Origin of the sequence: Enterococcus sp. OL5, from assembly GCF_006491895.1 — a bacterium.
GTDB classification, from domain to species: Bacteria; Bacillota; Bacilli; order Lactobacillales; family Enterococcaceae; genus Enterococcus_D; species Enterococcus_D innesii.
Genome location: NZ_VHIL01000009.1, coordinates 62,321 through 87,334, shown reverse-complemented (window position 1 = coordinate 87,334; position 25,014 = coordinate 62,321). Strand labels below are relative to the sequence as shown.

At 42.3% G+C, this 25,014-nt stretch carries 21 protein-coding genes and 1 pseudogene; 7 read left to right on the top strand and 15 right to left on the bottom strand.

Annotated features, from left to right (window positions below):
* Positions 1 to 25 precede the first annotated feature (25 nt).
* Positions 26 to 580 carry a CvpA family protein gene (locus FJU10_RS11580; RefSeq protein WP_005234314.1) on the bottom strand — a complete coding sequence of 185 codons (555 nt, stop codon included), beginning with the start codon at positions 578 to 580 and terminating at the stop codon, positions 26 to 28.
* A 23-nt stretch (positions 581 to 603) separates the two neighbouring features.
* A pseudogene (gene zapA / locus FJU10_RS11575) lies at positions 604 to 1,045 on the bottom strand (cell division protein ZapA).
* Positions 1,046 to 1,261: 216 nt separating this feature from the next.
* Between zapA and rnhC the strand changes: the two are divergent.
* Positions 1,262 to 2,188 (top strand): ribonuclease HIII, encoded by a 927-nt coding sequence (rnhC, locus tag FJU10_RS11570; protein WP_140965991.1) that lies wholly within the window; start codon positions 1,262 to 1,264, stop codon positions 2,186 to 2,188.
* An 88-nt stretch (positions 2,189 to 2,276) separates the two neighbouring features.
* Here rnhC and FJU10_RS11565 read toward each other — a convergent pair whose 3' ends face one another.
* Positions 2,277 to 3,257, bottom strand: a complete 981-nt coding sequence (locus FJU10_RS11565; RefSeq protein WP_081117502.1) for an ROK family protein — start codon at positions 3,255 to 3,257, stop codon at positions 2,277 to 2,279.
* 170 nt (positions 3,258 to 3,427) lie between these two features.
* Between FJU10_RS11565 and FJU10_RS11560 the strand changes: the two genes are divergently transcribed.
* The 3 genes from FJU10_RS11560 to FJU10_RS11550 are packed head-to-tail and all read left to right on the top strand — an operon-like array spanning position 3,428 to position 5,331.
* Complete coding sequence (locus FJU10_RS11560; RefSeq protein WP_016619764.1) at positions 3,428 to 3,820, top strand: VOC family protein; 393 nt, start codon at positions 3,428 to 3,430, stop codon at positions 3,818 to 3,820.
* A gap of 13 nt (positions 3,821 to 3,833) precedes the next feature.
* Positions 3,834 to 4,475 carry a sugar O-acetyltransferase gene (locus FJU10_RS11555; RefSeq protein WP_081117503.1) on the top strand — a complete coding sequence of 214 codons (642 nt, stop codon included), beginning with the start codon at positions 3,834 to 3,836 and terminating at the stop codon, positions 4,473 to 4,475.
* Between the two features lie 19 nt (positions 4,476 to 4,494).
* Entirely contained in the window at positions 4,495 to 5,331 is an 837-nt protein-coding gene (locus FJU10_RS11550; RefSeq protein WP_140965990.1) for a histidinol-phosphatase HisJ family protein, read from the top strand.
* A gap of 103 nt (positions 5,332 to 5,434) precedes the next feature.
* On the opposite strand, the gene FJU10_RS11545 is transcribed toward FJU10_RS11550, so the two are convergent.
* From FJU10_RS11545 to FJU10_RS11520, 6 genes are all read right to left on the bottom strand, one after another.
* Positions 5,435 to 6,133 carry a DUF624 domain-containing protein gene (locus FJU10_RS11545; protein ID WP_140965989.1) on the bottom strand — a complete coding sequence of 233 codons (699 nt, stop codon included), beginning with the start codon at positions 6,131 to 6,133 and terminating at the stop codon, positions 5,435 to 5,437.
* A 65-nt stretch (positions 6,134 to 6,198) separates the two neighbouring features.
* Positions 6,199 to 7,068 (bottom strand): carbohydrate ABC transporter permease, encoded by an 870-nt coding sequence (locus FJU10_RS11540; protein WP_140965988.1) that lies wholly within the window; start codon positions 7,066 to 7,068, stop codon positions 6,199 to 6,201.
* Positions 7,069 to 7,986 carry a carbohydrate ABC transporter permease gene (locus tag FJU10_RS11535; protein ID WP_223273042.1) on the bottom strand — a complete coding sequence of 306 codons (918 nt, stop codon included), beginning with the start codon at positions 7,984 to 7,986 and terminating at the stop codon, positions 7,069 to 7,071.
* A 70-nt stretch (positions 7,987 to 8,056) separates the two neighbouring features.
* Positions 8,057 to 9,343 (bottom strand): ABC transporter substrate-binding protein, encoded by a 1,287-nt coding sequence (locus tag FJU10_RS11530; protein WP_223273041.1) that lies wholly within the window; start codon positions 9,341 to 9,343, stop codon positions 8,057 to 8,059.
* 17 nt (positions 9,344 to 9,360) lie between these two features.
* On the bottom strand, positions 9,361 to 10,848 hold the full coding sequence (locus tag FJU10_RS11525) for a glycoside hydrolase family 30 protein (protein WP_140965986.1): 1,488 nt from the start codon (positions 10,846 to 10,848) through the stop codon (positions 9,361 to 9,363).
* Positions 10,845 to 13,259 carry a glycoside hydrolase family 2 TIM barrel-domain containing protein gene (locus tag FJU10_RS11520; protein WP_140965985.1) on the bottom strand — a complete coding sequence of 805 codons (2,415 nt, stop codon included), beginning with the start codon at positions 13,257 to 13,259 and terminating at the stop codon, positions 10,845 to 10,847. Before FJU10_RS11520 ends, FJU10_RS11525 begins: the two co-directional genes overlap by 4 nt.
* Positions 13,260 to 13,429: 170 nt before the next feature.
* On the opposite strand from FJU10_RS11520, the gene FJU10_RS11515 reads away from it, so the two are divergent.
* Positions 13,430 to 14,260, top strand: coding sequence for a helix-turn-helix transcriptional regulator (locus tag FJU10_RS11515; RefSeq protein ID WP_016612664.1), 831 nt, complete (start codon positions 13,430 to 13,432; stop codon positions 14,258 to 14,260).
* Positions 14,261 to 14,304: 44 nt separating this feature from the next.
* Here FJU10_RS11515 and FJU10_RS11510 read toward each other — a convergent pair whose 3' ends face one another.
* From FJU10_RS11510 to FJU10_RS11490, 5 genes are all read right to left on the bottom strand, one after another.
* Positions 14,305 to 16,065, bottom strand: a complete 1,761-nt coding sequence (locus FJU10_RS11510) for a family 43 glycosylhydrolase (protein WP_140965984.1) — start codon at positions 16,063 to 16,065, stop codon at positions 14,305 to 14,307.
* Between the two features lie 327 nt (positions 16,066 to 16,392).
* Positions 16,393 to 18,117, bottom strand: a complete 1,725-nt coding sequence (locus FJU10_RS11505) for an ABC transporter permease/substrate binding protein (RefSeq protein WP_005228611.1) — start codon at positions 18,115 to 18,117, stop codon at positions 16,393 to 16,395.
* The gene (locus FJU10_RS11500) at positions 18,110 to 19,324 is read right to left on the bottom strand and encodes a quaternary amine ABC transporter ATP-binding protein (RefSeq protein WP_005228609.1); all 1,215 of its coding nucleotides are present in this window, start codon (positions 19,322 to 19,324) and stop codon (positions 18,110 to 18,112) included. Before FJU10_RS11500 ends, FJU10_RS11505 begins: the two co-directional genes overlap by 8 nt.
* Before the next feature lie 135 nt (positions 19,325 to 19,459).
* Positions 19,460 to 20,113 carry a GntR family transcriptional regulator gene (locus tag FJU10_RS11495; protein WP_005234303.1) on the bottom strand — a complete coding sequence of 218 codons (654 nt, stop codon included), beginning with the start codon at positions 20,111 to 20,113 and terminating at the stop codon, positions 19,460 to 19,462.
* Positions 20,114 to 20,167: 54 nt separating this feature from the next.
* On the bottom strand, positions 20,168 to 21,361 hold the full coding sequence (locus tag FJU10_RS11490; RefSeq protein ID WP_140965983.1) for an NAD(P)-dependent oxidoreductase: 1,194 nt from the start codon (positions 21,359 to 21,361) through the stop codon (positions 20,168 to 20,170).
* Between the two features lie 94 nt (positions 21,362 to 21,455).
* Here FJU10_RS11490 and FJU10_RS11485 point away from each other — a divergent pair, with 94 nt between their 5' ends.
* Both FJU10_RS11485 and FJU10_RS11480 read left to right on the top strand, forming a co-directional pair.
* Entirely contained in the window at positions 21,456 to 22,079 is a 624-nt protein-coding gene (locus FJU10_RS11485) for a DapH/DapD/GlmU-related protein (RefSeq protein WP_140965982.1), read from the top strand.
* Positions 22,080 to 22,273: 194 nt separating this feature from the next.
* On the top strand, positions 22,274 to 23,812 hold the full coding sequence (locus FJU10_RS11480) for an AMP-binding protein (RefSeq protein WP_140965981.1): 1,539 nt from the start codon (positions 22,274 to 22,276) through the stop codon (positions 23,810 to 23,812).
* Between the two features lie 73 nt (positions 23,813 to 23,885).
* Here FJU10_RS11480 and menC read toward each other — a convergent pair whose 3' ends face one another.
* Positions 23,886 to 25,013, bottom strand: a complete 1,128-nt coding sequence (gene menC / locus FJU10_RS11475; RefSeq protein ID WP_140965980.1) for an o-succinylbenzoate synthase — start codon at positions 25,011 to 25,013, stop codon at positions 23,886 to 23,888.
* Position 25,014: the final 1 nt, after the last annotated feature.

Genomic DNA, 25,014 nt, shown 5'->3' with positions numbered 1-25,014 from the left:
GGCTCTGCAACCATCTGCCTGCTTTTTACCCAATCACATCTGTGATCCACAATCGATAGAAGTAATCTGAGAGAATCGGTGACCGATCAACGATGAAATTCGCAGTTCCGCTCGTTTCAAACAGATTTTGAATCGTGGCAAACGGGATCATTGAGAGAATCATGAAAAACATATACAAATTGATATACATCAAGATGACATTCAAAACACCCGCAACTGCCCAGTCATAGCCGCCTAAAAAACGTAGGCGTTTGTAACGCAAACTGTCTGCAAAAATCACTAATAGTTTGGTGATCAGCCAACCAGCAAAGAGCACCATCACAAAAGCGATGGCCGCATAATAGGCTTTGTCTAAATCTAAAGCCAGTTCCATATCGTAGTATTTTAACTTTGAATCCGCCGTTACTGACATATAAGGAACATAGAGCTCAATTTTTTTCGCAATTTCTTGGTAATTCGCAACTGCAAAGAAAAAAGAGATCAAATAGCCCAAAACTGAGACCAATTGTAAACTGGTTCCGCGCCGCGCGCCGCCATAAAAAGCTGCCAACAACAAAACCAAGACAAATAATCCAATCATTTAGGAATCCTTTCTACGCCGCACTACCCATGGGCTGTCTTTTCTTGAATTTTTCGTTTCCTTTGTTCATTTAAGATCTGTTGTGCTTCCACATGATTATGGATCTCCACATCACTGCGACCTGTCTCATCGAGAACTTTCCGTGCTTCGGATTCAATCGCTTCGATCCGCTTGATACGATTCTCAAGCTCCGTTGCTTTAATGGCTTGTCCCCGCAATTCGTCCACTTTTTTTTTGTAGGACCAACAGCTGTTCTTGTTTTTTCAGCTGGTCGGAAACAGCGTTGATCGCTAATAAGATCGACGCTTGTTCTTGATCGGTTTGTGGCGACAATTGCATGATCTCAAGCAGTTGGTCATTGACCAATCTTGTCACCATATCCATGTGTTCTTTGCTTTCGCGTCCAATAATCGTGTAACTTTGATTCGCGATAACTGCTTTATAGCGTTTCTTTTGCTCCGTCATAGGAATATTTCCTCCCATTGCTTACATTCTGCTCTATTCTATCACTTATTGAACATGTGTCGCAAACTCTTAACTATTATACGTGATTTTCTTATGAATTTCCATGCCAATCGTTTGTTTGCTGATCGTCTTAGTAAAAAAGAATAAGAAGTATGGTAAAATCTTAAAGTATCCTTTTGTCTACCTAAAAAAAGACAAAAAATCAGGAGGAATCAAATGAGTACGATCGTTATCAAAGTACCAACTTCAACTATCCAAAAAATGCAGCAATTTTATCAACGAGAATTGCTGGCGAAGAAAGTTCCTTATACAGTGTTTGTCGCCAAAAAAGGACCAACGACGATCACTGCTTATACGTCTGGAAAAGTCATGTTTCAAGGAGCGACTGCTAAAAAAGAAGCTTCCTTATGGGACGATACGGCTAGTGCTGTACCGGATAAGAAAAAAGCGACTGTTTCAACCACTGCGTTGCCAGCAGGATTTAGCGAAAAAAGCGTCGTCGGCAGTGACGAGGTCGGCAACGGCAGTTATTTCGGTCCTTTGGTGGTCTGTGCCGTCTATGCCAAAAAAGAGCAATTACCACAGCTGAAAGCCTTAGGTGTCAAGGACTCAAAAATGCTGACAGATCCAGAGATCCGTAAGATGGCGCCGAAAATCAAAGAATTGGTTCCTTACCAATTGCTCACTGTCACGCCCAGCAAATACAACGAGATCCAACCAAAATACAACACAGTCCGAATGAAAGTTGCTTTACATAATCAAGCCATTCGTTTGCTTTTGCAAAAAATTGCTCCTGAGACACCAGATGCCATTTTGATCGATCAGTTCACAAGCGAAAAAAATTATCGCACCTATTTAAAGTCGGAACAAGCAGCGGTCACCGAAAAGCTCTATTTTGCAACGAAAGGTGAACAATATCATCTAGCAGTAGCGGCAGCCTCTATTTTATGCCGTACAGTCTTTTTGGATGAATTAGAGGCAGCCTCCAAAGAAGTCGGTATGCGTTTGCCTTCTGGCGCCCACGCAGCTGCTGACCAAGTTGCCGCAAAATTACTACAACAAGGTGGCATAGCACTATTGAGCAAATATGCCAAACTGCATTTTGCGAATACCGAAAAAGCACAGAAACTTGCTAAGCTGTGAGTTCTCGTATTTTCAAAAAAACTGCCACTGCTTCTGATAAAGGAAGCGGTGGCAGTTTTTGTCCTAAGTCCCAGGTGAATGCTGCGAATCAAAGCCCTAAGCCAGCTGCTTCGATTCCCATCGTAATCAACCCAGCCAAGTAATTTTCTGAAAACCGATCGGAAAAATGTAGTTTTGGTAAGACGCCATACTGAAACACTGCTGCCAGCTGCTTTTCCAAAAAGGAGCGCGACACGAGCGCCTGCCACTCAGAGGGCAAAAACAAAATGACTTGATGCGGGTCCGTCACTGCCACGATCGCTTGAAGTGTGGCAGTCACTTGTTCTGGGATCGCCTCTGTTGCCAACGGGTAAGAAGCCGTGTAGAGATGCGGCAAATGCTTGATTTCGCCACTTAAATGGTTGGCTCCTTTAAAGAGCTGTTGGTCGATGACCAGTCCCGCACCTGGCGGATAATTTTTCGGAAAATAAATGCCAGCCACGATTTTTTTCTCTTCTTTGAAATGAAATACCGCAGCATTCACGTCATTCTCAATAAGCGCTTTTACAGCGATCTCTTTTTCAATCAATTCCCCTAACGCCATGTCCTTAAATGCCGGAGCATCCATGATCTTCAGTCTTCCAGCAATTTCCACACCCGGAATCCCCACGACTGCCAAGCCGATTTTCGGGTATTCCTGTTTTATCTGACGAATCACTTGCAAGAACTGCGGCAATCGGCCCTCTGCTGACTGCTCATGATGCAAAATGTTCCCCACGAGATCAACAACTGAAAAACGAATCACGATCTGCTGGTCTTCTTCGATAAACTGAATGATCAACAACAGTGTCCGTTGTGCATTGTACTGGTAAGCCGCAGCTTGACGTCCCCCCGTTCGTTGCGGTTGATCCGTCGTCAAAAGTAGTTGCTTTTCAATCAATTCAGGAAGCAACTTGTTGATCGTTACCACGCTTAATTGAGAGGCATCTGCCAGTTGGCGCTTGGTCATAGGCGCTTGCTGCTGTTTTAGCAAATTCAGCAAAACTGCCTGATTATGTAATTTAATGGTCGTTGGCTGATAAGCTTTCATTTTTCTCCCCCTCAACGCTCCTATTTTAACAGATAAAAAGCTGGGAATATACCTTTATTAATTTTGTTAACAAAGGTATAATAGAAGTAACTTATTAAACAAAGTTTACTAAGTTCAAAAAGGAACGAAGAAAGAACGACGCATGTTGCTTATTAAAGGAGTTGTCGATAATGAAAATTGAACACATCGCACTATATGTCAATGATTTGGAAAAAATGAGGACATTTTATGAAACCTACTTTCAGGCGGTCAGCAACCCAAAATACCATAATCCGAAAACAGGCTTTCAGTCCTATTTTTTAACCTTTGATTCTGGAAGTCGGTTAGAATTAACGACCAAGAAATTTTTAAGCCCTCGTGTCAGTGAAAGCTTAGGCTACACTCACCTTGCGATAGCAGTTGGTGATCAAGCTGACGTCGATCGATACGCTCAACGGTTTGTTGAAGATGGCTACCCTCTTTTAAATGGTCCTCGTACAACAGGCGATGGCTATTATGAAGCAGTTGTCCAAGACCCCGAAGGCAATTTGATTGAATTAACCACCGACGATTTACCGTCTTAGAAAGGATTTTGCAATGAAAGAAGACTTTGATTATCAAGCGATGTTGGCTGGTCAATTGTATCAAGCTGCTGGCATTCTCCCTGAGAATGGTTCAGCGGAGGGAAAAAAACGTGCCCAGGAAATCAACCATTTACCAGTCGATAACCGAGAAGGAATCATCGCCAAAGAAAAAGTACTCTTTGGCAAATTTGGGCAGCATTGCTTTGTCCAGCCACCCCTTTTTGTTGATTATGGTCGCCATGTTGAGATTGGTGATCACTTTTATGCCAATATGGATTGCATTTTTTTAGATGTCAATAAGATTCTGATTGGTGATCATGTGATGGTGGGACCACGGGTCAGCTTCTATACAGCCGGCCATCCGATCGATTCTGTGATCCGCAGTCAAGATTTGGAATTTGGCCTACCGATCACCGTCGAAGATTACGTTTGGATCGGGGGTAATAGTACGATTTTACCAGGTGTCACGATCGGCAAACATGCCATCGTCGCTGCTGGATCCGTCGTCACAAAAGATGTGCCGCCGAATACGATCGTCGGCGGCAATCCAGCCCGTGTGATCCGTGAGATTCAGCCGGCTGACAAAGAACATTGGGAGACTGCCGCCCAGCTCTATCATCAAAAACGAGCAGACTGGCAGAAGCAGCAAAAATAACGAAACAAAAGGAGACGCCATGATTTTTACAGACTATCACGTTCATAGTGATTACAGCGATGATTCTTGGTATTTGATGGAAGATGTAGTCAAAGACGCCATTAAACTAGGCTTAGCAGAAATCTGCTTTACCGATCATGTTGATTATGGGGTCAAAGAAGACTGGCAAGCGACGGATACATACCTCGTCGGAGCCAATAAAGTCGTAAAAAATGTCTACTACGACTTGTATTTTAACGAACTGGCACGCTTAAAGGAAACATACAGTGACCAAATCAAGCTAAAAACTGGGCTGGAATTTGGGATGCAAATGCACACGATCCCACAATTTACCCGTCTTTATCGTTCGCATCCCTTTGATTTCATTTTACTTTCCGTTCATCAGGTAGACGATCAAGAATTTTGGACCGGAGAATTTCAAAAAGGACGCAGCCAACAGGAATGCTACGAGCGCTATTATGATGAAATGTATCAACTAGTCACGACATATAAAGAGTATTCCGTCTTAGCCCATATAGATTTGATTCGTCGTTATTTAGATAAAGAGAAGGACGCTTTTAAACAAACGAAAGAACAAATCGCAGAGATCTTGAAAGTCGTGATCAAAGATGGCAAAGGCATTGAACTGAATACCTCTTCCCACCGTTACGGAATCAATGGGTATACGCCATCGATCGAGATCCTCAAGCTTTATCGTGACTTGGGGGGAAGCGTGCTAACCATCGGCAGCGATAGTCATAAACCAGAGCAGCTCGGGTTTCAAATCAAAGAGGGACAAGATCTTTTACGATCATTAGGATTTACTGAACTCTGTACGTTTGAACAGATGCAGCCGATTTTTCATCGTTTTGCTTAACCTAAAAATCACCTGATAAAACGCATACTGAAGCAACCTCGACTCGTTAGAGTTTTGGTCTAACTGTTCGAGGTTGCTCCATGATCAGGTGATTTTTTGTTGCTCAACGAACCGAATGCTTTCGCGCAAACTCCATGACTGGCGCAAAGTTCAGTAATAATAAGATGGCAATCAGCCCTACGCCAAATAATGCCAGATAAATTGGAACCAAGGCTAACAGCAGCCAACTACTAATGATGATCATAAAACTTAACATATATCGGCTGGATTTCAAAATAAATAATTGGAGATTAAGCAAAAGAGCTTCCTTGATTGAAAGAGACGGTGCCGTTGCGACCACTAAAAAATAGTTGATCGCAAACGTCAAGGCGACGATCAGCAGAAACAGATTTAGCCATTTCAATTCAGTGAGTTGGATCGTGACCCTCAGTAACAATAAATTTGCACTACATAACCCAATAACGACTAAAACAGGAAGACACCCTAGCAGACTATGCTTAAATTTCCTGCGATAGGCCAATAAAAATACTTTTGGGGTACCATCTTTCTCCTTTGCTTCTTTCAAATAGATGAGTAACGCTGTAAAAGCTGGGGCTACTGGCAAGAAGGACAGGAGAAACAATGGTAAGGTGCTAAGTTTGATTTCCATTGTTAGCAACAAAAAAAGAAGGGGTAAATTGAACAACCAAAACAGCAGCGTCCCTAGAAAAGTATAGATAATATAATTTAAATAAGATAGATGATGAAACAGTTTGTAGCTATCTTTTTGATTGATCTCCGGTTGTCGAATATTTTTTTCCATCTGTCGCTCCTTGTAACTCTATTTTTCTATATGCGATCGTCAGTTTTTTTCATAAGCTCTTCAACTTATTTTGTCCCGCTATTGCCAATCCCCAAATTGATTTGGAACAAATATTTTTGTCCTAAGAAATAGATTACGATCTGTGGAAGTGTCAGCAGCAATGACATTACCATTAACATCGACATATTGACGGTACCCGCTGGATTGGAGGTGGCGGACATAGATTGTGCGCCTAAAGCTAAGGTCATTTTGCTCGTATCTGATACATAGATCAAAGGACCCATGATGTCGCTCCAAGCAAAGTTAAAGGTAAAAATAGCAATGGCAGCCATCGCTGGTTTGATCAAAGGTAAGACTATTTTGGTAAAGGATCTAAAAGGTCCTAAACCATCCATTTCTGCCGCTTCAAATAAGTTTCCCGGAATCGCCGTAATAAATTGGCGAGTAAAAAAGATATTATAGGCAGAGCCAAAGAATTGCGGGATGATCAGTGGCCAAAGAGTGTTATAAAGACCTAAGTTTCTAAAAATCAAAAACACAGGAATCAAGGTGATTTGACCTGGTAACATCATTGTTCCTAATACCAATAGAAACAATTTATTTTTATGTTTATACTTCATTCGGGCAAAGCCAAAAGCAACCAGTGTCGAAGAAATAATTTGTCCAACAATGCTAAGAACGACGATCAGCATCGTGTTGAAAAACCACAACAAGATTGGTCGCTCTCCTGAAAAGGAATCTATAAACAAATTGGTGAAATTGGAAAAATAGAATTCCATCGGCAGTAAAGTGAACTGTTCTTTGATATTTGACTCCGGCGAAGCTAGTGCAATCGAAATCATATAAACGAATGGAATGATCAAAATTCCCGCAAACAAAATCAAGGTCAGATAGATCAATAATTTAGATACTTTGGATAGATTTTTATCTAACACTTACTTCACTTCCTCTTCATAAAATACCCATAAGCTTGAGCTCTTCAGCACGATCAAGGATAAGACCATCACGATCATAAACAACACCCAAGCCATTGCCGAAGCATAGCCCATCCGATAAAATGAAAAGGCATTTCGATAAAGGTACGGAACAATCATTTCGCTGGCATAATCAGGCCCACCACCGGTCATCATATATACTTGAGCAAAGGTTTGAAGGGAGCCAATGACTCCGGTAATCAGGTTGAAAAATAAAATCGGCGAAATTTGGGGAATGGTTATACTAATAAACATCCTGAATCTGGATGCACCATCAAGAAGTGCCGATTCATACATTTCTTCCCCCACACTATTGATAGCAGACAACATCAAAATCATTGTTCCACCGACACCCCATAGAGAAAGGAATACGAAGCTCCAAAGCACATGGTCCTTACTCAACAGCCAAACTGGTCCGTCGATACCAAATAAGGCTAGTGCCTGGTTGACTAGTCCTTTGGAAGAAAGTAAACGGGTAAACAGCATCGTGCTCGCAACGATTGGTACAATGGAGGGTAAGTAATAGATGGTACGAAAAACACGCATCCCTTTCAAATGAAAGCTCAATAAATAAGCCATACCTAATGAAAGTAACAAATTGATTGGAACACTGATCAAGGTATATTGAAAAGTATTTGCTAAAGCTTTTAAAAAAATATCATCCTTAAAAAGACGCAGATAGTTATCAAATCCGATAAAATTAAATTCCGAAAACATATCCCAATCAGTAAAACTCATGATGATCGAAAAAATCATTGGTCCAATGGTAAAACAAACAAACCCAATGATCCAAGGTGAAACAAAGGCAAAAAACCAGCGGGACTGAGTCCGCTTACGCTTTTTTTGATTTAGTTGAAGTTGTGTCGCTGAACTATCCAATAGGAAACCCTCCTTAACTAAGGTGCTTAAGGAAGAAAATTTTCCTTCCCTAAGCTATCCTTTTTCTGAATTAATATTGTTCCATGATTTTTTCGCCAGATTCTTGCATTTTCTCAAGTGCTTCTTCTGGTGTTAAACGGCCAAGGAGCATTTCTTTTACTTGATTACTGAACTCACCGGTCAGTTCTCCGTAGTAAGGACCTTCGAAAATACCATCGATCACAACACGTTCTGTCGAGATTCCTACGACGTCCAAGCGAAGATCTTTCCCATTTACTTGTCTATTGGTAAATTCTTCAGAGTTCAATACTTTGATATTGGCAGGAGAATCCACTAAACTTTCACCAAGAATTTTTTGTGCTTCTTCGCTCGTCATATATTCAATGAATCGAAAGGCGGCATCTTGTTTGGTCGATTGCTTAGAAATCGCTAAGGCACTTCCGAAAGGCCATGTAACTTTTTCATTGAAGAAAGGCATCGGTGCAATATCAAAATTTAAATCATCCAGTTGTGTGAAGTTGCCAATATTCCAAAATCCTGTCGTCAACATACCAATTCTACCTTGTGAGAACATTGAATCCGCACCAGACTGCGCAACAGATTCATAAAATTCATATGTGCCAACATAACCGTCTTGGTATAGATTATTAAACCAAGTAAGAACTTCTAAGTTTTTGGGAGAATTGATCACAACCTCATTATTTTCCACAAGGGAACCACCATTGGACTTGATAAATACTCCCCAGTTTGGCACCCAATCCATTCCACTAGCACCATACTGAACCGTTTCGCCGTTTTCTATTTTTGTTAATTTTTCGGCAGCAGCTGTGTATTCTTCAATCGTCCAATCATTTGTCGGGTATTCGATCCCTGCTTCATCAAATAAGTCTTTATTGTAGTAAAGAATTTCCGGGCCCCCTCTATCCGGCAAACCAAATGGTTGGCCATCATAGGTATATTGGGTCATTGCATCCCCCCAATTGCTTTCTACGTCAATCGATGATTCCGCAATATATTCTGAAAGATCAATAAATAATCCCTTAGAAGCAAAGTTTTGCCCATTTTCTGCCACTTGGACAACGTCAGGTGCTTCATTTCCGGCATACATTGTTTGCAGTTTGGTGTCATAATCACTTGGCACTTGAACGAAGTCTACTTTTATGTCAGGATTCGCTTCCTCAAAGGCTTTGATGCGTGGCTCATAGATGGGAAGGTCACCTTCACCTCCCCACGTATAAAACTGGATCGTCGTGATTTCTCCATCCGAATCATTATTGTTGTTTTCTTGCCCACAAGCAGCAAATAAGACTACTGAAGACGCCAATAAAGATGTTTTAGCAATTTTCCCAAAGTTCATAGCCATTTCCCCTTTTCTTATTCATTCGTTGTAACGCTCTTCAAGGTAACGATCGATTGCCGAGGGATTGTCAGTTCCTGAGAAGTGATGCTCTGCTCTTCTAAATCAGACTCACTATCTGTCGTATAGCTGATGATTTCACCAAATCCGACTCCTTGAAGATCAATCTCTTTTTCCTGAAAACTGTTATTGATAAGCACTGTAATAAGTTCTTCTTCGTTTGCTTCATTTTTTCCCAAAAAGCTTACGACATTCACCTCTTTGTCGTCGCTGATTGCGGAAACTCTCGTGTACCCTGGTCGAATAAACTTGCTGAAATTCCCCATTCCCCAAAGTCTTTTTGTCGGAATAATTTCTTTTGAACCTAAGTTGACATAGATCAGACCATCTCGATAATCGTAACTACTGACTGCGATCCAATATTGCCAAGCAACCACATCAAGGATCGTTAAATCATCGTGTATCTCGTTGGCTAAATTTAGGGCAGAATCCATAGTGTAGTCGCGACCATTGATCATTTCTGTCCACTCAGACATTTTTAAGGTAACATCGATTTCCTGTTCGTCTAACCACTCTTTAAAATTCATTTTCTCGACGTAAGTTGTCCAATATGAATGGACTTCCCACGTGTCAAAGTAATTCATCAATGTATCACTTTCGATAATTGCTTCGAAATATTCCTTGCTGGTGTTTGCCCATTCTCCTAATTCGGGCATCGATAGCGCTATTTGTTTCAACTCTGGTCTTTTTTGTTTTTCTTCAATAAATACCTCTAAGAGTGCGACTACTTCAGCTGGATCGTAGTAGGTGCCCTCCTGACCACCAGTCCAATCCCATTGCGGTTCATTGATTGGCGATACATGCGTGACGGGAATGTCTTCTTTTAAGAAGTGTTCCGTCACATCATAGACGTAATTGGCAAATGCCTGATAATTCTCAGGGGCTAGGTTACTGCGTTTTTCTTCCAGCTGATCACCATACGCAGAGCCATTTTTCGTTAGCCTCGTCAATGGGCTATTGACGAATAAATAGATATCATCAATTCCATAATTACCCGCTGTTTTCAGCATCCATCGTGCATTTTCATCCTTCGACCAATCATAGACTTCGGGTCCTTCTTCAAAGTTTTCTGCTCGTCGCCAGGGATCTTCAATGCGAGGACTATTTTGTAACGTACTTCCGGCGCCTAAGTTGTAGCGATAAGACGTCAAGCCAATCCCTTCAAGCGGATCAAATAATAATTCTGCGATATATTCTCGCTTCGAAAGTTCTGCTGTTTCTTCTTCGATCCAGCCACCAACATCTTGACTCCACCAAGCACCACTTGCGCCAAAGCTTTCAATTGTCTGGTAGGTTTCTGCCGTATTTAAGGTGATCATCGCCGTATCAATGACTTCATCTGTCTCTGGCTCTTTTTCTTTCTGTGTATTTTCCTCGACCGTTCCACACGCTGTCAGTATACTCAATAAGACCAAAGGAATAAGGAGTGTCCGCTTTTTTATCATGTACTTCCCTCTCTATTCTCTAGAATCAATCGTGTATCTGGTAGTCCGGGTGAGCGCAGCGTCACAACTGTCTCTTTCTTGCGCTCTCCTGCTACAAAGCAAAGCAACTTTCCTTGCATCGTTCTACGGAATGACTCTGTATAAGCGGTAGTATCTGCTAGATCACCATTCTCTAAACCTAGTAATGTCCCATTTTCGACTTCTAAATAGACCATTACTTCTGCTGCTATCGGATTTTCGGCATAATCTAAGACTTGGCATTCGATTTGATGAAGGTTCTTATTTAGTGTTAAATCGGTTGCAGCCAATTTCTCCCGCCATCTTTGAGGAATTTCATAGTTCATAGCTACCAAAGCAGTTGGCGCTGCTTCGGGTCTTATTTCGTCATACAGAATCGTTTCTTCAAATACCGCTTCCACCGACAAGGTTTTTGGCTGATAGTTGATCCGTGCAACATAATAACCAAAGGTATCATCATAACGAACATCGGGTACTTCCAAGTTGCCAACCTTCAATCGAATCTCTTTTGCATTTGTATAACACCTTACTTCAATTTCTTGCTCAGCTGGGTAAGACCATTTTCGATAGGTGGGTTCCCATTCTGCTCTTCGTTTGTTTTTCTCGTAAGGAATCGTTGTCAAATAAACAGTCGGTTCTTGACTCCACCAGCTCTTTCTCTTGTAATAACTAGGCTTTTCAATACCAGCCAATGTCAATAAGCCTGCCCCAGATCCGTGAATAGGCCATCCATGGGCTTCCCCTAAATAATCAATGCCCGTCCATAAAAATTGTCCAGCGATATACGGAAGAGTGTTTGCCGTTTGCCATTCTTTAAACCCGTGACTGTTCTCACTCCCAATAAAAGGTTTATCTGGGAATTTGCGATGATCTTCTTCGTATAGATGTTCTTTGTAGTTATAGCCAACGACATCCAAGTGATCGATCAAGCCAATTTTCGTAGATAATTCTGGAAAAGCTGCTGCCAAGGTAACTGGTCGAGTCGGATCGAGTGTTTTGCTCAAATGGACCAGCTTTTCGGCTATCGTGCGTAACCTTCTCATATCAGGGCGATGTGGATTATAGATGCGCTCAGCTTCTGGTTTGCTATTGTCATTATTCCCTGTCATTTCAGCAAACAATGGACTAGCATATGGATCATTGGGATAATCAATCTCATTGCCAATGCTCCAAGCAATGATCGATGGATGGTTTCGATTGCGTAAAATCATATTTTCCAAATCTTTTTCATACCAAGTTGGAAAATGTTCTGCTGCTCCTTCTAACTTGGGTGGATACACATTATGACCTTGCCACCATTTATTTTTAGGATTTTCCCATTCATCAAATGCTTCATCAAAGACTAAAAATCCCATGGTGTCGCACAAACGATACAAAGCAAACGAATGAGGATTGTGTGCCATTCGTATAGCATTTGCCCCCATCTCTTTTAACTTTATTAAACGCCGTACCCATACCTCGCTCGGAACAGATGTACCGAAAGAGCCCGCATCTTCGTGCAAGCAAACACCTTTGATTTTCAGCTGTTGCCCATTTAAAGAAAAGCCCTCATTGGCGTCAAAATGAAAGGATCTGATCCCGATATACTCGTTGTATACGCTCTCAATTCTATTTAAGGACGCATCTTGAAAACTCACCTTTGTTCGTAGCTGATAAAGATTCGGCGCTTCAGGTGACCATAGCTCTGGCTTTTCAATTTTTGCTTTCAATGTGACCGTGCGGCGTTCCCCTGCGTTAAGTTGGATTTCCTCACTTATGTTCATCACTTTTTCCGTTTGTAAACTTTCCAGCACTTGTTCGATCCTAACAACACGGTCTTGTTTTAAAGTATTTACTAGCCGATGTTCGATCATGATCTCCGCTTGCCCCTCTGTAACACTTGGCGTTGAAAAACTCGTTCCGTATTCGTCGATATAAATAGAATCATGAATTTCAAGAGAAACAGGACGTGTGAGTCCATTTCCGTTATACCATCTTGAATCTGCCAAATCTGTGTGCTCGACACGGACACTAATAAGCAAGCTATCATCCGAATTGTAAGTTAAAATCTCTGTCAAATCATAATAAAATGAAGCATATCCTGAAGGTCTAATCCCCATATGATAGCCATTGATCCAAACCCGTGCATTTTTATAAACACCTTCAAAATGAATTTTTACGACTTTATTCGTAAGGTCACCCAACTCTTGCAGCGGCTGTTTGGTTCGATACCAACCTATTCCTCCGGATAGATACCCTGTTCCGCTTGAAAAATGTTTTTCAAAGGGATAAGAGACACCCCAATCATGAGGAATCGTTACCTTTTCCCAAATAGAATCATCAAAATCTTTTTTCCATGCTTCTTTTTCTTCTTGTTTTGAGAATCGCCATTCATTCAAAAAACGTTTTTCCATTTAACCCCTAACCTCCCTTTTACCAACACTCACATAAAGAAATCGCTTTCTTTCACTTAATTTTACTAAAATATTTAATGAAGAACATAGTCTATCCGATTCATTTTCATGTATTATATGATATGAAGAAAAAAAAGCGCCTACCTTTTCGTAGGTAATAGGAGGGAACTATGTACCACATCCATTCGAATATATTTAATCCTGAAATTATTTATGTCGTTGACTTTTGGAATAAAAAGAAAAATCTTCGGGGCTACCACCATCATGATTTCATTGAGATCAGCATCGTATTAGAAGGAACCGTTGATTACGAATTCAATGAAACCCGCACAAGGCTATATACTGGTGACACGCTCCTTTTTAACCCTGGCCTTCCCCATACCGAAATCCATCCAGCAGGGATGGAATCCCATGAACTTCATATCGGCCTTTCTAATATTCTGATCGAAGGACTTCCTTTTAATACCTTCCCTAATGAAGATCCCCTGCTCAATTTGGGGATTTATCAAGAAGCGTTCTTCAAAAAAGCATGGCAGCTGACCCATGAGTTTAACAGCCATAATATTCATCACGATTTGATGGGTAAAGGAATCATTCTCGAAATGCTAGCTTTGATTTTAAGAAGTTTGACGCCCTCCGATCCAAACAATAGCCTGTCAGTAATTTCTGAAAAAGATAAACAAAAACAAACGCTAGTAAACCATACGATTTATTATTTGGAGAATCATCATCAAGAAGACATCACTTTGGAAATGCTAGCAGACATGCTTTATATTAGTCCTGCCCAACTTTCAAAAGTTTTTCGGAAAATCACTGGTCGTAGTCCGATTAAATATTTGATCGAGATTCGTCTCAAACATGCCTATGAGCTGTTGCTTCATACCAATTTGACCGTCAAAGAAATCGCAGAAAAAGTAGGCTATCATGATCCTTTTTATTTTAGTAAACTATTTAAAAAGCATTATGATCTTGCTCCTTCTAATGTTCGTAAAAGAAACTAACTGAATTTGCAGACAAAAAAGGATGCATCGCTGCACCCTTTTTCTTATACGACTACTTGCTTCATATAGCCTGCTTTGTCAAAATCTAATGGGGAAATGCGAACCTGTCGATGAAATCCGCGGGCTTCTTCTGGATACTTACTAAGTGGAACAGCAAAGCTGTGATAAGCAATATAATATCGATCAGAATGTTCCAAAATGCTGTGATGACCAGTTCCTAAAATGCCTTTCTCAACATTTTTTTGTAAGATAGGATAATGATACTGAATCGGTCCATACAATGAAGATGAGGTACCATAATTCACATGATAGTCTTCACTGCGGGTATCTTCTCCCAACCAGGTAAAATGATACAAATCATCTTTTTTCAAAACAGTAATGGCTTCTCGAAAATCTTCCAGCCCTTGATATTCTGTTAGCGTATCAAGTTTGACAGTCCGCATGTCATCTCCCAACGCTACGATGGCAGCAGTCCCTCCCGCAGAATTGCCAAACAATAGATAATACTTTCCAGCTTCTACGTAAACAGATGGATCAATGACTTGACTCATGTTTAACCCATAGTCATCGATAAGATCAGGACTCAATAGCGGTTTCTCATCTGCAATAAAGGGACCTGTTGGATGATCCGCATAAGCGACACCGATTCCTGAGCGTCCATCCGCCATTTTTCCAGTAAAGTAAAAATAAAACATTCCTTCTTTTTCTGCTATACAGGGTGCCCACGCACCACCGATCGTCCACTTCACCTGAGCGGATGCTAGATCAAGGATCGTTCCTTTATTTGTCCACTGAGTGAGATCTTCTGATTCAAATACCGAAAAGCTTGTCCCAGACCAATCCGTAAAACCATCTGATGTTGGATATAAGTAAAATTTCCCATTAAATGAAACCAAATCAGGGTCAGCATAAAGTCCCTCTAAAACCGGGTTTTTTTGTTGATAATAGGTCAGTAGTCGTTGATACTCCTCATCTGTGATCGTGATCACCCCACCATGGCGCTTGATAGATTGACCGAAGTCGAAGGCAGAAACAGGTTCGAAAACGCCTGTTGTGAGATCATCACTTACTGCGATCCCATATCCTGTGCCTTTTTTAAAGTGATCTACGATCAGCGCCCATTTGCCATCAGGTAATTGGTACACTTGCGGTCCTTCAACCCCTTCTAATTGAGCGAGGTATTCAGAAGTTACTTCCTGATAGTCTCCTGTCAGCTGTTGACTGCGATCTAAAAAAATGCGACTATTTTCTTCGTTTTTTGTAAAACGATAATAATACCCCTGACTAAAAACAATCGTTGTATCGATCACATCCATCGTTTTTTCAATAAATAGCACAGGCTCAGTAAATGTCTGAAAATCCATAGTAGAAACAGAATAAATCTTATGTTTTCCATTAACCTTTGCAGCAAAATAGACAAAAAATGTCTCTTTTTCTGCGTCATAAATTGCCTCTGGCGCCCACAAATTCCCTGCACCTTCTGGAGCAATCGTTGCGGTCCATGGGTTTGTCCAATACACAAGATCCGTTGATGACCAGATAACCATCTGGCGGCTACCATTGGTTTGAGCATGTGCCCAGCCAAGTCCCTTTTCAATACGCAAATCTGTCGCAATGAGATAATACGTGTCCTTCCCCTTAACCAGAAAAGGATCTCTGACTCCTTTTTCCCCAAGATCACTTTTCAAAACGGGATGGCCTTGATTTAAATCTGTAAAAGTCAATCCATCCTTGCTCACACTAAAGTATACTTGTTCACCATTTTTTTGCTCGCCAGTGAAATGACAAAATAAATAAGCTGTCATTCAATCCCTCCTAATTCCTTCTCTATGCACTCGACTTCCTTCTCTCTCATTTTATAGAAGTCCCCGTGAATTTGTATAAGTTGATGAACGAACTTTTATAAGATTTTGAAACACTTGCTTTCCTATTTTCTTACACGAGCGATTCCATTGACTTGCCATTTTTTGCTATCTCTTGTCAAAAATCGTCGGCCATTATTCTTTCATTTTCTTTATACCTGAAGTTTGTGCAGCAAATAAACGATCAAAAAAAGCACACATCCGAAAGTGGATGTGTGCTAACTCAACATTAAAATCGATTGAAGATTTAATACACTTATTTGAAAGAAGTTAGTTCGTCCAAGCAGCAACTTCTTCAGGGTGATTGGCTACCCAATCTTTGGCTGCATCTTCGGCTGATGTTCCGTCATTGATTGCTAACATGACTTCTTCCATATCTTCCTGTGTCCAGTTGAAACGATCAAGTACTTCGTAAACTTCTGGCATGTCATCTGCTAATCCTTGGCGTACAACAGTATTGATGCTTTCTGCTTCACCCATTGTTCCTTCTGGATCATCCAGATATTTCAGATCATATTTCGCAAACATCCAATGTGGAGACCAACCAGTAATAACGATCTCATCTTGGTTCTTGATGGCTTGGCCCAATGCCACTGTCATCGCTCCTGAAGAAGAGGTAGCGACATTCCAATCTGAAAGGTTGTCATACGTCGCAACCGTATTTTCCGCTGCATTTACGACACCAGCGCCTGGTTCGATACCAGTGATGGTTTTGCCAGCTTCGTCAGAAAGGTCTGCGATGGAATCTACATCCATATAGCTTGGTACAACGATCCCCAGTTTTGCCCCTTCTAAGTTAGGACCCAAGTTCTCGACTTGGTCTTGGTACTGTTCATACTGGGATTGATGCGTAGATGGCAGCCAAGCAGCAACCATCCCGTCAACTTCCCCTTTTGCCACAGATTCCCACATGATGGCATTATCCAATGGCGTCGTATTGACTTCGTAGCCCATTTGCGACAAGACTTCTGCCACCACATGGGTAGATGCAACTTCCGTATCCCATTCGACATACGCCAAGTTCACCGTGCCTTTGCTGTCAGAAACATTTCCAAAAGCAAACGATGCGCCAATCAAAGCAACGACTGCCGCTGCAGCAATCCCGCCAAAAAGACGTTTTTGTTTGCGACTCGTCTTGCTCGCTGCTTTTTGATGTGCCGAACGGTTCAAATTCTGGGTAAAGCGATCCATAATGATCGCCAAAATAACTAAGGATACCCCACTGACAAATCCGTTACCGACTTGTGCTCGTTGTAAGGCGGATAAGACGCCGCGCCCTAACCCAGGAGCACCGATCATTGACGCGATCACGACCATTGATAATGCCAGCATCGTCGTTTGGTTGACCCCAGCCAAAATAGTACTTTTGGCTAGTGGCAATTCTAATTTGATCAGTTTTTGCCAGCCAGTCCCACCGAAGGAATCAGAGGCTTCTACCAATTCACGAGAAATTTGGCGAATCCCTAAGTTCGTCATCCGAACGGTTGGTGGTAGAGCAAAGATCACTGAGGCGAAGACCCCAGGAACCATGCCGATCCCAAAGAAAGCAACCGCAGGAATCAAATAAACGAAACCAGGCATCGTTTGCATAAAGTCTAAGATTGGCGTCACGATGCTTTGCGCTTTTTCGCTTTTCGCCATTAAGATCCCTAGTGGAATCCCAATGATGATCGAAACCAAACTTGACAACAAGACCAACGTCACGGTGTTCATCAAGTCTGTCCATAACCCTTGATTATAGATGAACAGCAACCCAACAAAAGTAAAGGCTGGCAAGCCGAATTTTTTGCGTGAAACGAAAAAGGCAGCAGCCGTCAATAAGACGATCATTAACAACGGTGGTACAAACAATAATACATTTGTAATAGCGTCCATGATAAATTGTCCGAAAGACTGTAAGGCTGAAAACAATCCACTGAAAGTTCCTGTTAGCCAATCAGTAAAGTTTTCGACCCAATCAGCTACCGGAATCGTATGTTGTAAGAAATTATCCATTTGTCACTACCCCTTCCTCTGCTTGAGCGGCTGAATCGGTCTCAGCCAACGCTTCAATCACGCTTCCGCGGATCACGACTCCGATCAAACGATCATTTTCTACCACAGCTAAAGGTGTAGGCGAATCATAGATCAAATTGAAGATATCCGTTACCAGCATATCTTTATCAATCTTTTTAACATTTTTATCAATAACTTCCTTCAAGGTCAGATTGTTTTTCCGTGCCTCACGAGCAGACTCGGCTGTCAAACTTCCTTTTAGGTGACGACGTTTGTCAACGGCTAACAACATGCTGACTTCTTCTTTCCGCATCCGGTTCAATGCTACGCTTGGTCCATCGATCTCGATGTTCGTCGTCAATGCTGGAACCATGATGTTTTGCGCAGTCAAGACTTTGGAACGATCGACATCTTCCACGAAATCACGCACGTATTGGTTGGCAGGATTCGTCAAAATATCTTCTCCTGTACCGATCTGCATGATCTGACCATCTTTCATTAAAGCGATCCGGTCACCGATCCGCAAGGCCTCGTTCAAATCATGGGTGATAAAGATGATCGTTTTTTGAACATTGGCTTGTAGTTCTAAAAGTTCATCTTGCATTTCACGGCGAATCAGCGGATCGAGTGCTGAAAAGGCTTCGTCCATCAAGAGGATCTCTGGATCATTGGCTAACGCACGGGCAAGTCCCACACGCTGTTGCATCCCTCCAGACAGCTGGTCAGGATATTGGTCTTTAAATGAAAGCAACCCTGAGTTTTCTAACGCTTTTTCCGCTTTCGCTGTTCGTTCTTCTTTCGAGACCCCACGGACTTCTAGTCCGTATTCTGTGTTCTCTAAAATCGTCCGATGAGGGAAAAGGCCAAAGCTTTGGAAAACCATGTTGATTTTGTGACGGCGAACTTCTCGCAGTTCTTCTTTACTCATTTTAGCAACATCCACGCCATCTATGTAAATATCTCCGCCAGACGGCTCGATCAATCGATTCAAGAGGCGAATCAATGTTGACTTCCCGCTTCCAGAAAGGCCCATGATGACGAAAATCTCGCCTTCGTTGACTTCGAAGTTCACATCATAGACCCCGACGGTGGCACCCGTTTTTTCTAAAATCTCGTTTTTGCTACGTTGTTCTTTGACCATGGCAAGAGCTTGCTGCTTTTTCTTACCGAAGATTTTGGTTAAGTGTTCCACTTTAACTTTACTCAAATGATTAATACTCCTTTTTCTGAAAAATTTCACGAAAGTGACCATACTATCTTAACAAGATGTGGTCACTTTGTCAAAAAAAATTTCCCAATGCTTTTTCTTTTGCAAAAAAAGCATGGGAATCAGGAAAAAGAATTACGCTGAATGGTCCGTTGGATAGAAGAAATTGGTCATGCGCTGCAACGCCAGTTCATTTCCGACAAAATAAATCGTATTGCCTGCACTAAATTTCGCATAAGGTCCTGGTGACAACAACAATTCTTCGGTTGTTTGGATTGCGATGATCGTCGCCCCTGTGGCTTGCCAAATATTCAATTCATTGATACTTTTTTCCAAATGCTGCGCTTGTTCCGTCAACTGAAGTTCAAAGGGCACAAACGGACTCATGTGGTGTACCTTTTTGGTCTGCTGCACTAACGTGTTCAACAAGTCAGAAAAATTATCCAGCTCTTGCTGCTGCCGCTCCACACTGTCTAAAATGTCTTGTCTGATTTCTTGGATCGACTGCACATCTTGGTATTGTTCCACAAAGGCCTGTGCTTTTTCCTTTGAAGCAATATAGGCGCCGCTGCCATGACGGACATCCATGATTTCTAAATCAACTAATACATTGATCGCTTTACGGGCTGTTTCAGGAGAGACATTGAAATTGCTGGCTAACGTTGAGCGTGCATGGATCTTTTGCCCAACTTGGTAGCGATTTTCAACGATTCGTTCCGCGATCGCCACGGCAATCTGCTGATAACGAGGCAAAGCGACCTTCTTTTTATCTTGAAACTTATTCGTCATGATGAACTTCCTTTACTTTTTTTTCATCATAACAAGAAACATTGTTGGTGGCAACTATTCACTGATTCGCGGATTTTTGATCAAACGTACACGAATGATTGCCCCTGCCTGCTGCATCTGTTTTTGCAGATCTTGCAGCAGCGTTTCATTTGTCTCATCAAGATCGATCAAGGTATAGGCGACTCCGGCTTTTCTTTCACTTGTCAAATTATCGATATCTACACCTGCTTCAGAAATGATCCGCAATAATGGGGCAAAAGCACCAGGCTTGTCGTGATAAAACAGCGCCAAGCGATACGGTGCCAAAAAAGGCAACTCTGCATGAGGAAAGTTGACCGATTCTTGAATCGTCCCAGCGCGCAAATAGGCATGCATGCGATCAAAAACTACGTGATCCCCTTTTTCCAAGGCATTGGTAGTACTACCGCCAATATGCGGATAGCACAATACTTTCGGTTGGCCGATCAAGCCCGCACTAGGAAAATCAGTGATGTATTGTTTGAGCTGATTTTTGGCTAATGCTTCTAAGACGGCTGTTTCTTCCACGATCTCCCCACGACCAAAATTCATCAGCACTGCATTTTTTTTCATCTGCTGAATCGTTCGTCGATTCAGCAAGCCGTGGGTCTCTTGACTCAAAGGAAGCAACACCACCACAAAATCTGATTCGGCCAACAGTACGTGCAAGTCACTGACTTGTTCGTAATCGTGGGCCGCTTTTTTCGTACGGGCATAGCCGAGGACTTCCATTCCTAACTGGTGACAGGCTTTTGCCACCCGTTCACCGATCTCTCCTAAGCCTAAAATACCGATGGTTTTTCCAGCTAATTCTTCGCCGATCACTTCTTTTCGCCGTTCTTCAGCTACCTTCAACACATCTTCTGCTTCAATTTGACCTGACGTTAGCTCTTCTTGCAAATCGGCTACCGTCTGGATGGCTTTGAATAAGGGGCGAACGCTGAGAAACAAATTGGAGAGCACCAATTCTTTGACTGCATTGGCATTGACACCGGGACTATTGAAGACTACTGTGCCATTTTGAGTACACCGTGCCAAATCGATCGTATTGGTGCCTGTTCCTGAGCGAGCGATCACCGCTAATTTGGGTGTGATCAATTCGTTAGGAACCGTTGAACTGCGTACAAACAGCGCCTCTGGGGCCGCTTGATTTTTTAACGTGTATCCTTTTTTGATTGCTCGCTTACCTATCGTTTCGGTCATCTTATCTAACTGATAAATCGTCTCCATAACGCAGACCTCCTTTTGTCTTTAGTGCGTATTAGTCAAATAGTACAAAAAAGTGCGGTAAAATGATAGCAATACGCAAGAGAGGATGATTACTATGCACCTATCGATCACAAATTTTCCAGATAAACAGCCGATCGTCGGCAAAGACTCGCAGCTTCAAGACACAACTTTAGGAGACTATGTCGAAATTGGCGAAGCCAATCACATTGATCATTCTTCCATCGGCAATTATACCTATACGGGGCAATATTGCTTTATTCAGAACAGTCAATTAGGACGTTTTATCAGTATCGCAGCGATGGTCCGCATCGGCCCCACCAATCATCCCTATGAACGCCCTAGTCAGCATCTTTTTGCCTATAATGGCGAAGGCTATGGATTTTCGCCAAAGGACGAGTCCTTCTTAGAAAAACGCAAAGCAAAAACGACCGTCATTGGCAATGATGTCTGGATCGGCCACGGTGCCGTGATCCAATCTGGTTTGACCGTCGGTGATGGTGCCGTGATCGCCTCAAACGCAGTCGTAACCAAAGATGTGCCGCCTTATGCGATCGTCGGCGGGGTTCCAGCAAAAGTGATCAAATACCGCTTTGATCCAGAAACGATCACTGCTTTACAAGAAATCGCTTGGTGGAATTGGAGTCGTGCAGAATTAGAAGCACGCTATCTGGATTTCCGGCTCCCAATCGAAGATTTTATAGTAAAATACACCCGTTGATTATGCGCTTTTTCCGCTTAGTACGAGGAATGAATGATAACACATCACAGTCATTCATTCTTCGAAAGTCTTTGAGGGAAGGATTTTTTAGAAATAAATAAAAAACACTGAAAATCTATTGTATCGAGAAATTCCTGTGCTAAAATGGAGAAATCAAATGAAGTTTTTCACGAACTTTTAAAGGAGTGTTCTATTTGACCATTTTAGACTATCGTCCATTAAATCTTTACACCAATTACCGCGAAGCTGCCGAGGCATTTCCTGACACAACCATCATCCACGATGAAGTGCTGCCAGCATTTCCTGAACTTGGCTATCGTAGTACTTACCGTTCGAGCCATGAAATGATTTTAAAACGTGCTTACCAACTTGCTGCACTAGGCGTGCAAGCCGGCGATAAAATCATTCTTTACAAATCTTCAAAATTCGATACCTATTTATTAGCAACGGCTGCTTCTTACCTTGGTGCCGTTCCTGCCATGATCTCCTATCATTTTCCTGCTGAAACCATCGAAGTGTTTGTGGATCGCTTAGAAGATCCATTCATCTTATTTGATGAAGAAACCGAAGGCCGCGTCGCACAAGTGAAAAATAGCAGTACTGACAAACAGATTGCTGTTCGTCATCTGCTGCAACAACCAGCGGAACCAGTGGCCCAAACTGAGTTACCGGTGGATCAAATTTCTTATATGACCCACACTTCTGGAACAACGGGTATTCCAAAATTGATTTGTCATTCGGCAAACTCCATGGGCTGGCGGACAAAATGGCAAAAAACGATCTTCACCAAGATTGATCGCACCAAAGCAGACTCTGATTTAATTGCGTTCCATATCTCACCGGTGCACTCCCGCTTCAATATTGGCATCTCATCCTTGATGGCGATGGGCTTTCCGATGATGCCATTAGCCAATGCCAACGGCGCTCATGTCGTAAGCATGCTAAAAGAATACCCACCAATCGCTTTGGAAACTCATCCAAACAATTTTGTCCAATGGAGCTTTGTGGCAAAAGAACAACCAGATGCTTTCGCCAATATTCGCTATTACCATTCAACTTTTGATGCCATCAACAACCAAACAATGGCCACTTTTTTAAATACTTCAGCAACAAAAGAAGCAATCTTTTTGCAAGTCTATGGTCAAAGTGAATGCGGGCCAATGATCCTAAAAGCACATACCTTAGAAAGCATCGCTACCAACGATGCCCGTGATATGGGTGTGGGTCTCGAGGACTTAACGAGAGCACGGATCGCCGATGCAGAGGGCAACGAGCTACCAGCCAATACCGATGGGCACATCCATTTCCTCTCAAAAGGACGCGCGTTGACCTATTATAAAGAAGATCAGCGTTTTGCTGACAATGTCTATGGCGCTTGGTGGGACAGTGGTGACTACGGCATGATGGATGATCAGGGCCATCTTTACTTAAAAGACCGACAAGTGGACTTGATCAAAAATATTGAAAGCAATCTTGCCTTGGAAGACCTTTTGCTGGATCATTTAGACTTCCTTGCCGAAGTTGTGATTGTTCGCGACAAAGAAAACTCACCACAACCAATCATTGCTTTAGCGCCAAATCGTGAAATGGATTGGGATGCTTGGTGGAAAATGGTGGAAGATCTCCCTCACCTCAATCAACCAATTTTACGCGACTACGAAGATATCCCACGAACAGCAACCATGAAAGTTCAACGACTACAAATTGAAAAAGAATTCAAAAACGCAGACTAAAACAAAAGAAACGGCCAGCAGATTTCTCTGCTCGCCGTTTCTTTTGCTTTCGCTGTGTTTTCTTTCGCTGCGGTTATTCTTTCGCTGACCGTTTTCTTGAGTAGATACGTTCTTTAGATTGCCCATATTGACTTAGCTTTGTTTCAGCTAATGTGATACCAAAGCCCTTTCCATCAGGTACCAGCAGCTTTCCTTCATGCAAAGTTGCAGGCTGTGTAATGACATCATCATAAAAGTAACGGTCAGAAGCGGAAAGGTCCCCGGGAAAATGGAAAATATCTTGACTCGCAAATTGCAAATTCATGGCTCGTCCCACACCAGACTCAAACATGCCGCCTAACCAAACAAGTAGTCCATGGGTTTGACATCGATCAAGGATCCGCAAGGCTTCGGTGATCCCACCAACACGAGGGATTTTCAGGTTGATCGCACGGCAGCTGTCCAGTGCTGCGACTGTATCGACGTCTTCTGCCGTTCGAATATCTTCATCCAAACATAGAGGCGTCTTCATCTGTCGCTGTAGCTGACTGTGCCCCACCAGATCTCGTACCTTAAGGGGTTGCTCGATCATCACCAAGCCTAAGTCATCAAGTGCCAAAATGCGTTCAGGCTCACTTTGATAGGCCCCGTTCGCATCTGCCATCAAAAGCAATTCTGGAAAGGCTTGTCGAATCGCTCGCAAGGGTGCCACATCTTGCCCCGGCTTGATTTTTAACTTGATTCGTTGATACCCTTGGGCGACATAAGCGGCAACAAGAGCCATTAGTTTTTCGACAGAGTCTTGTATGCCGATACTAACGCCAACCGCGACACTCGGTCGGGTCGCGGTATACAGCTCTTTCACACTTTGATGCGTTTGCTTGCCATATAGATCCCAAATTGCTGTTTCCAAAGCCGATTTTGCCATGTAGTTTCCTTGGACCGTTTGAAACAATTGCCAAACTTCTTGCGGATGCTCGATCTCTTGGTCAATCAATAATGGGATCAGTGCTGTTTCAATCACTTGTCGAGCAGAAAAGAGGGTTTCTTCAATGTAATCTGGCTGCTCAAAAGCGACCAATTCACCAATGCCAACCGTTCCATCCTCTGCAGTCACCAAATAAAGATCAAAGGCTTTTTCTGTTAATTGTCCGTAACTTGTCACAAAGGGTTGTTTGAGGGGCAAGCGACAGGCGATGCGTTCAATTTTCTCAATCTTCATT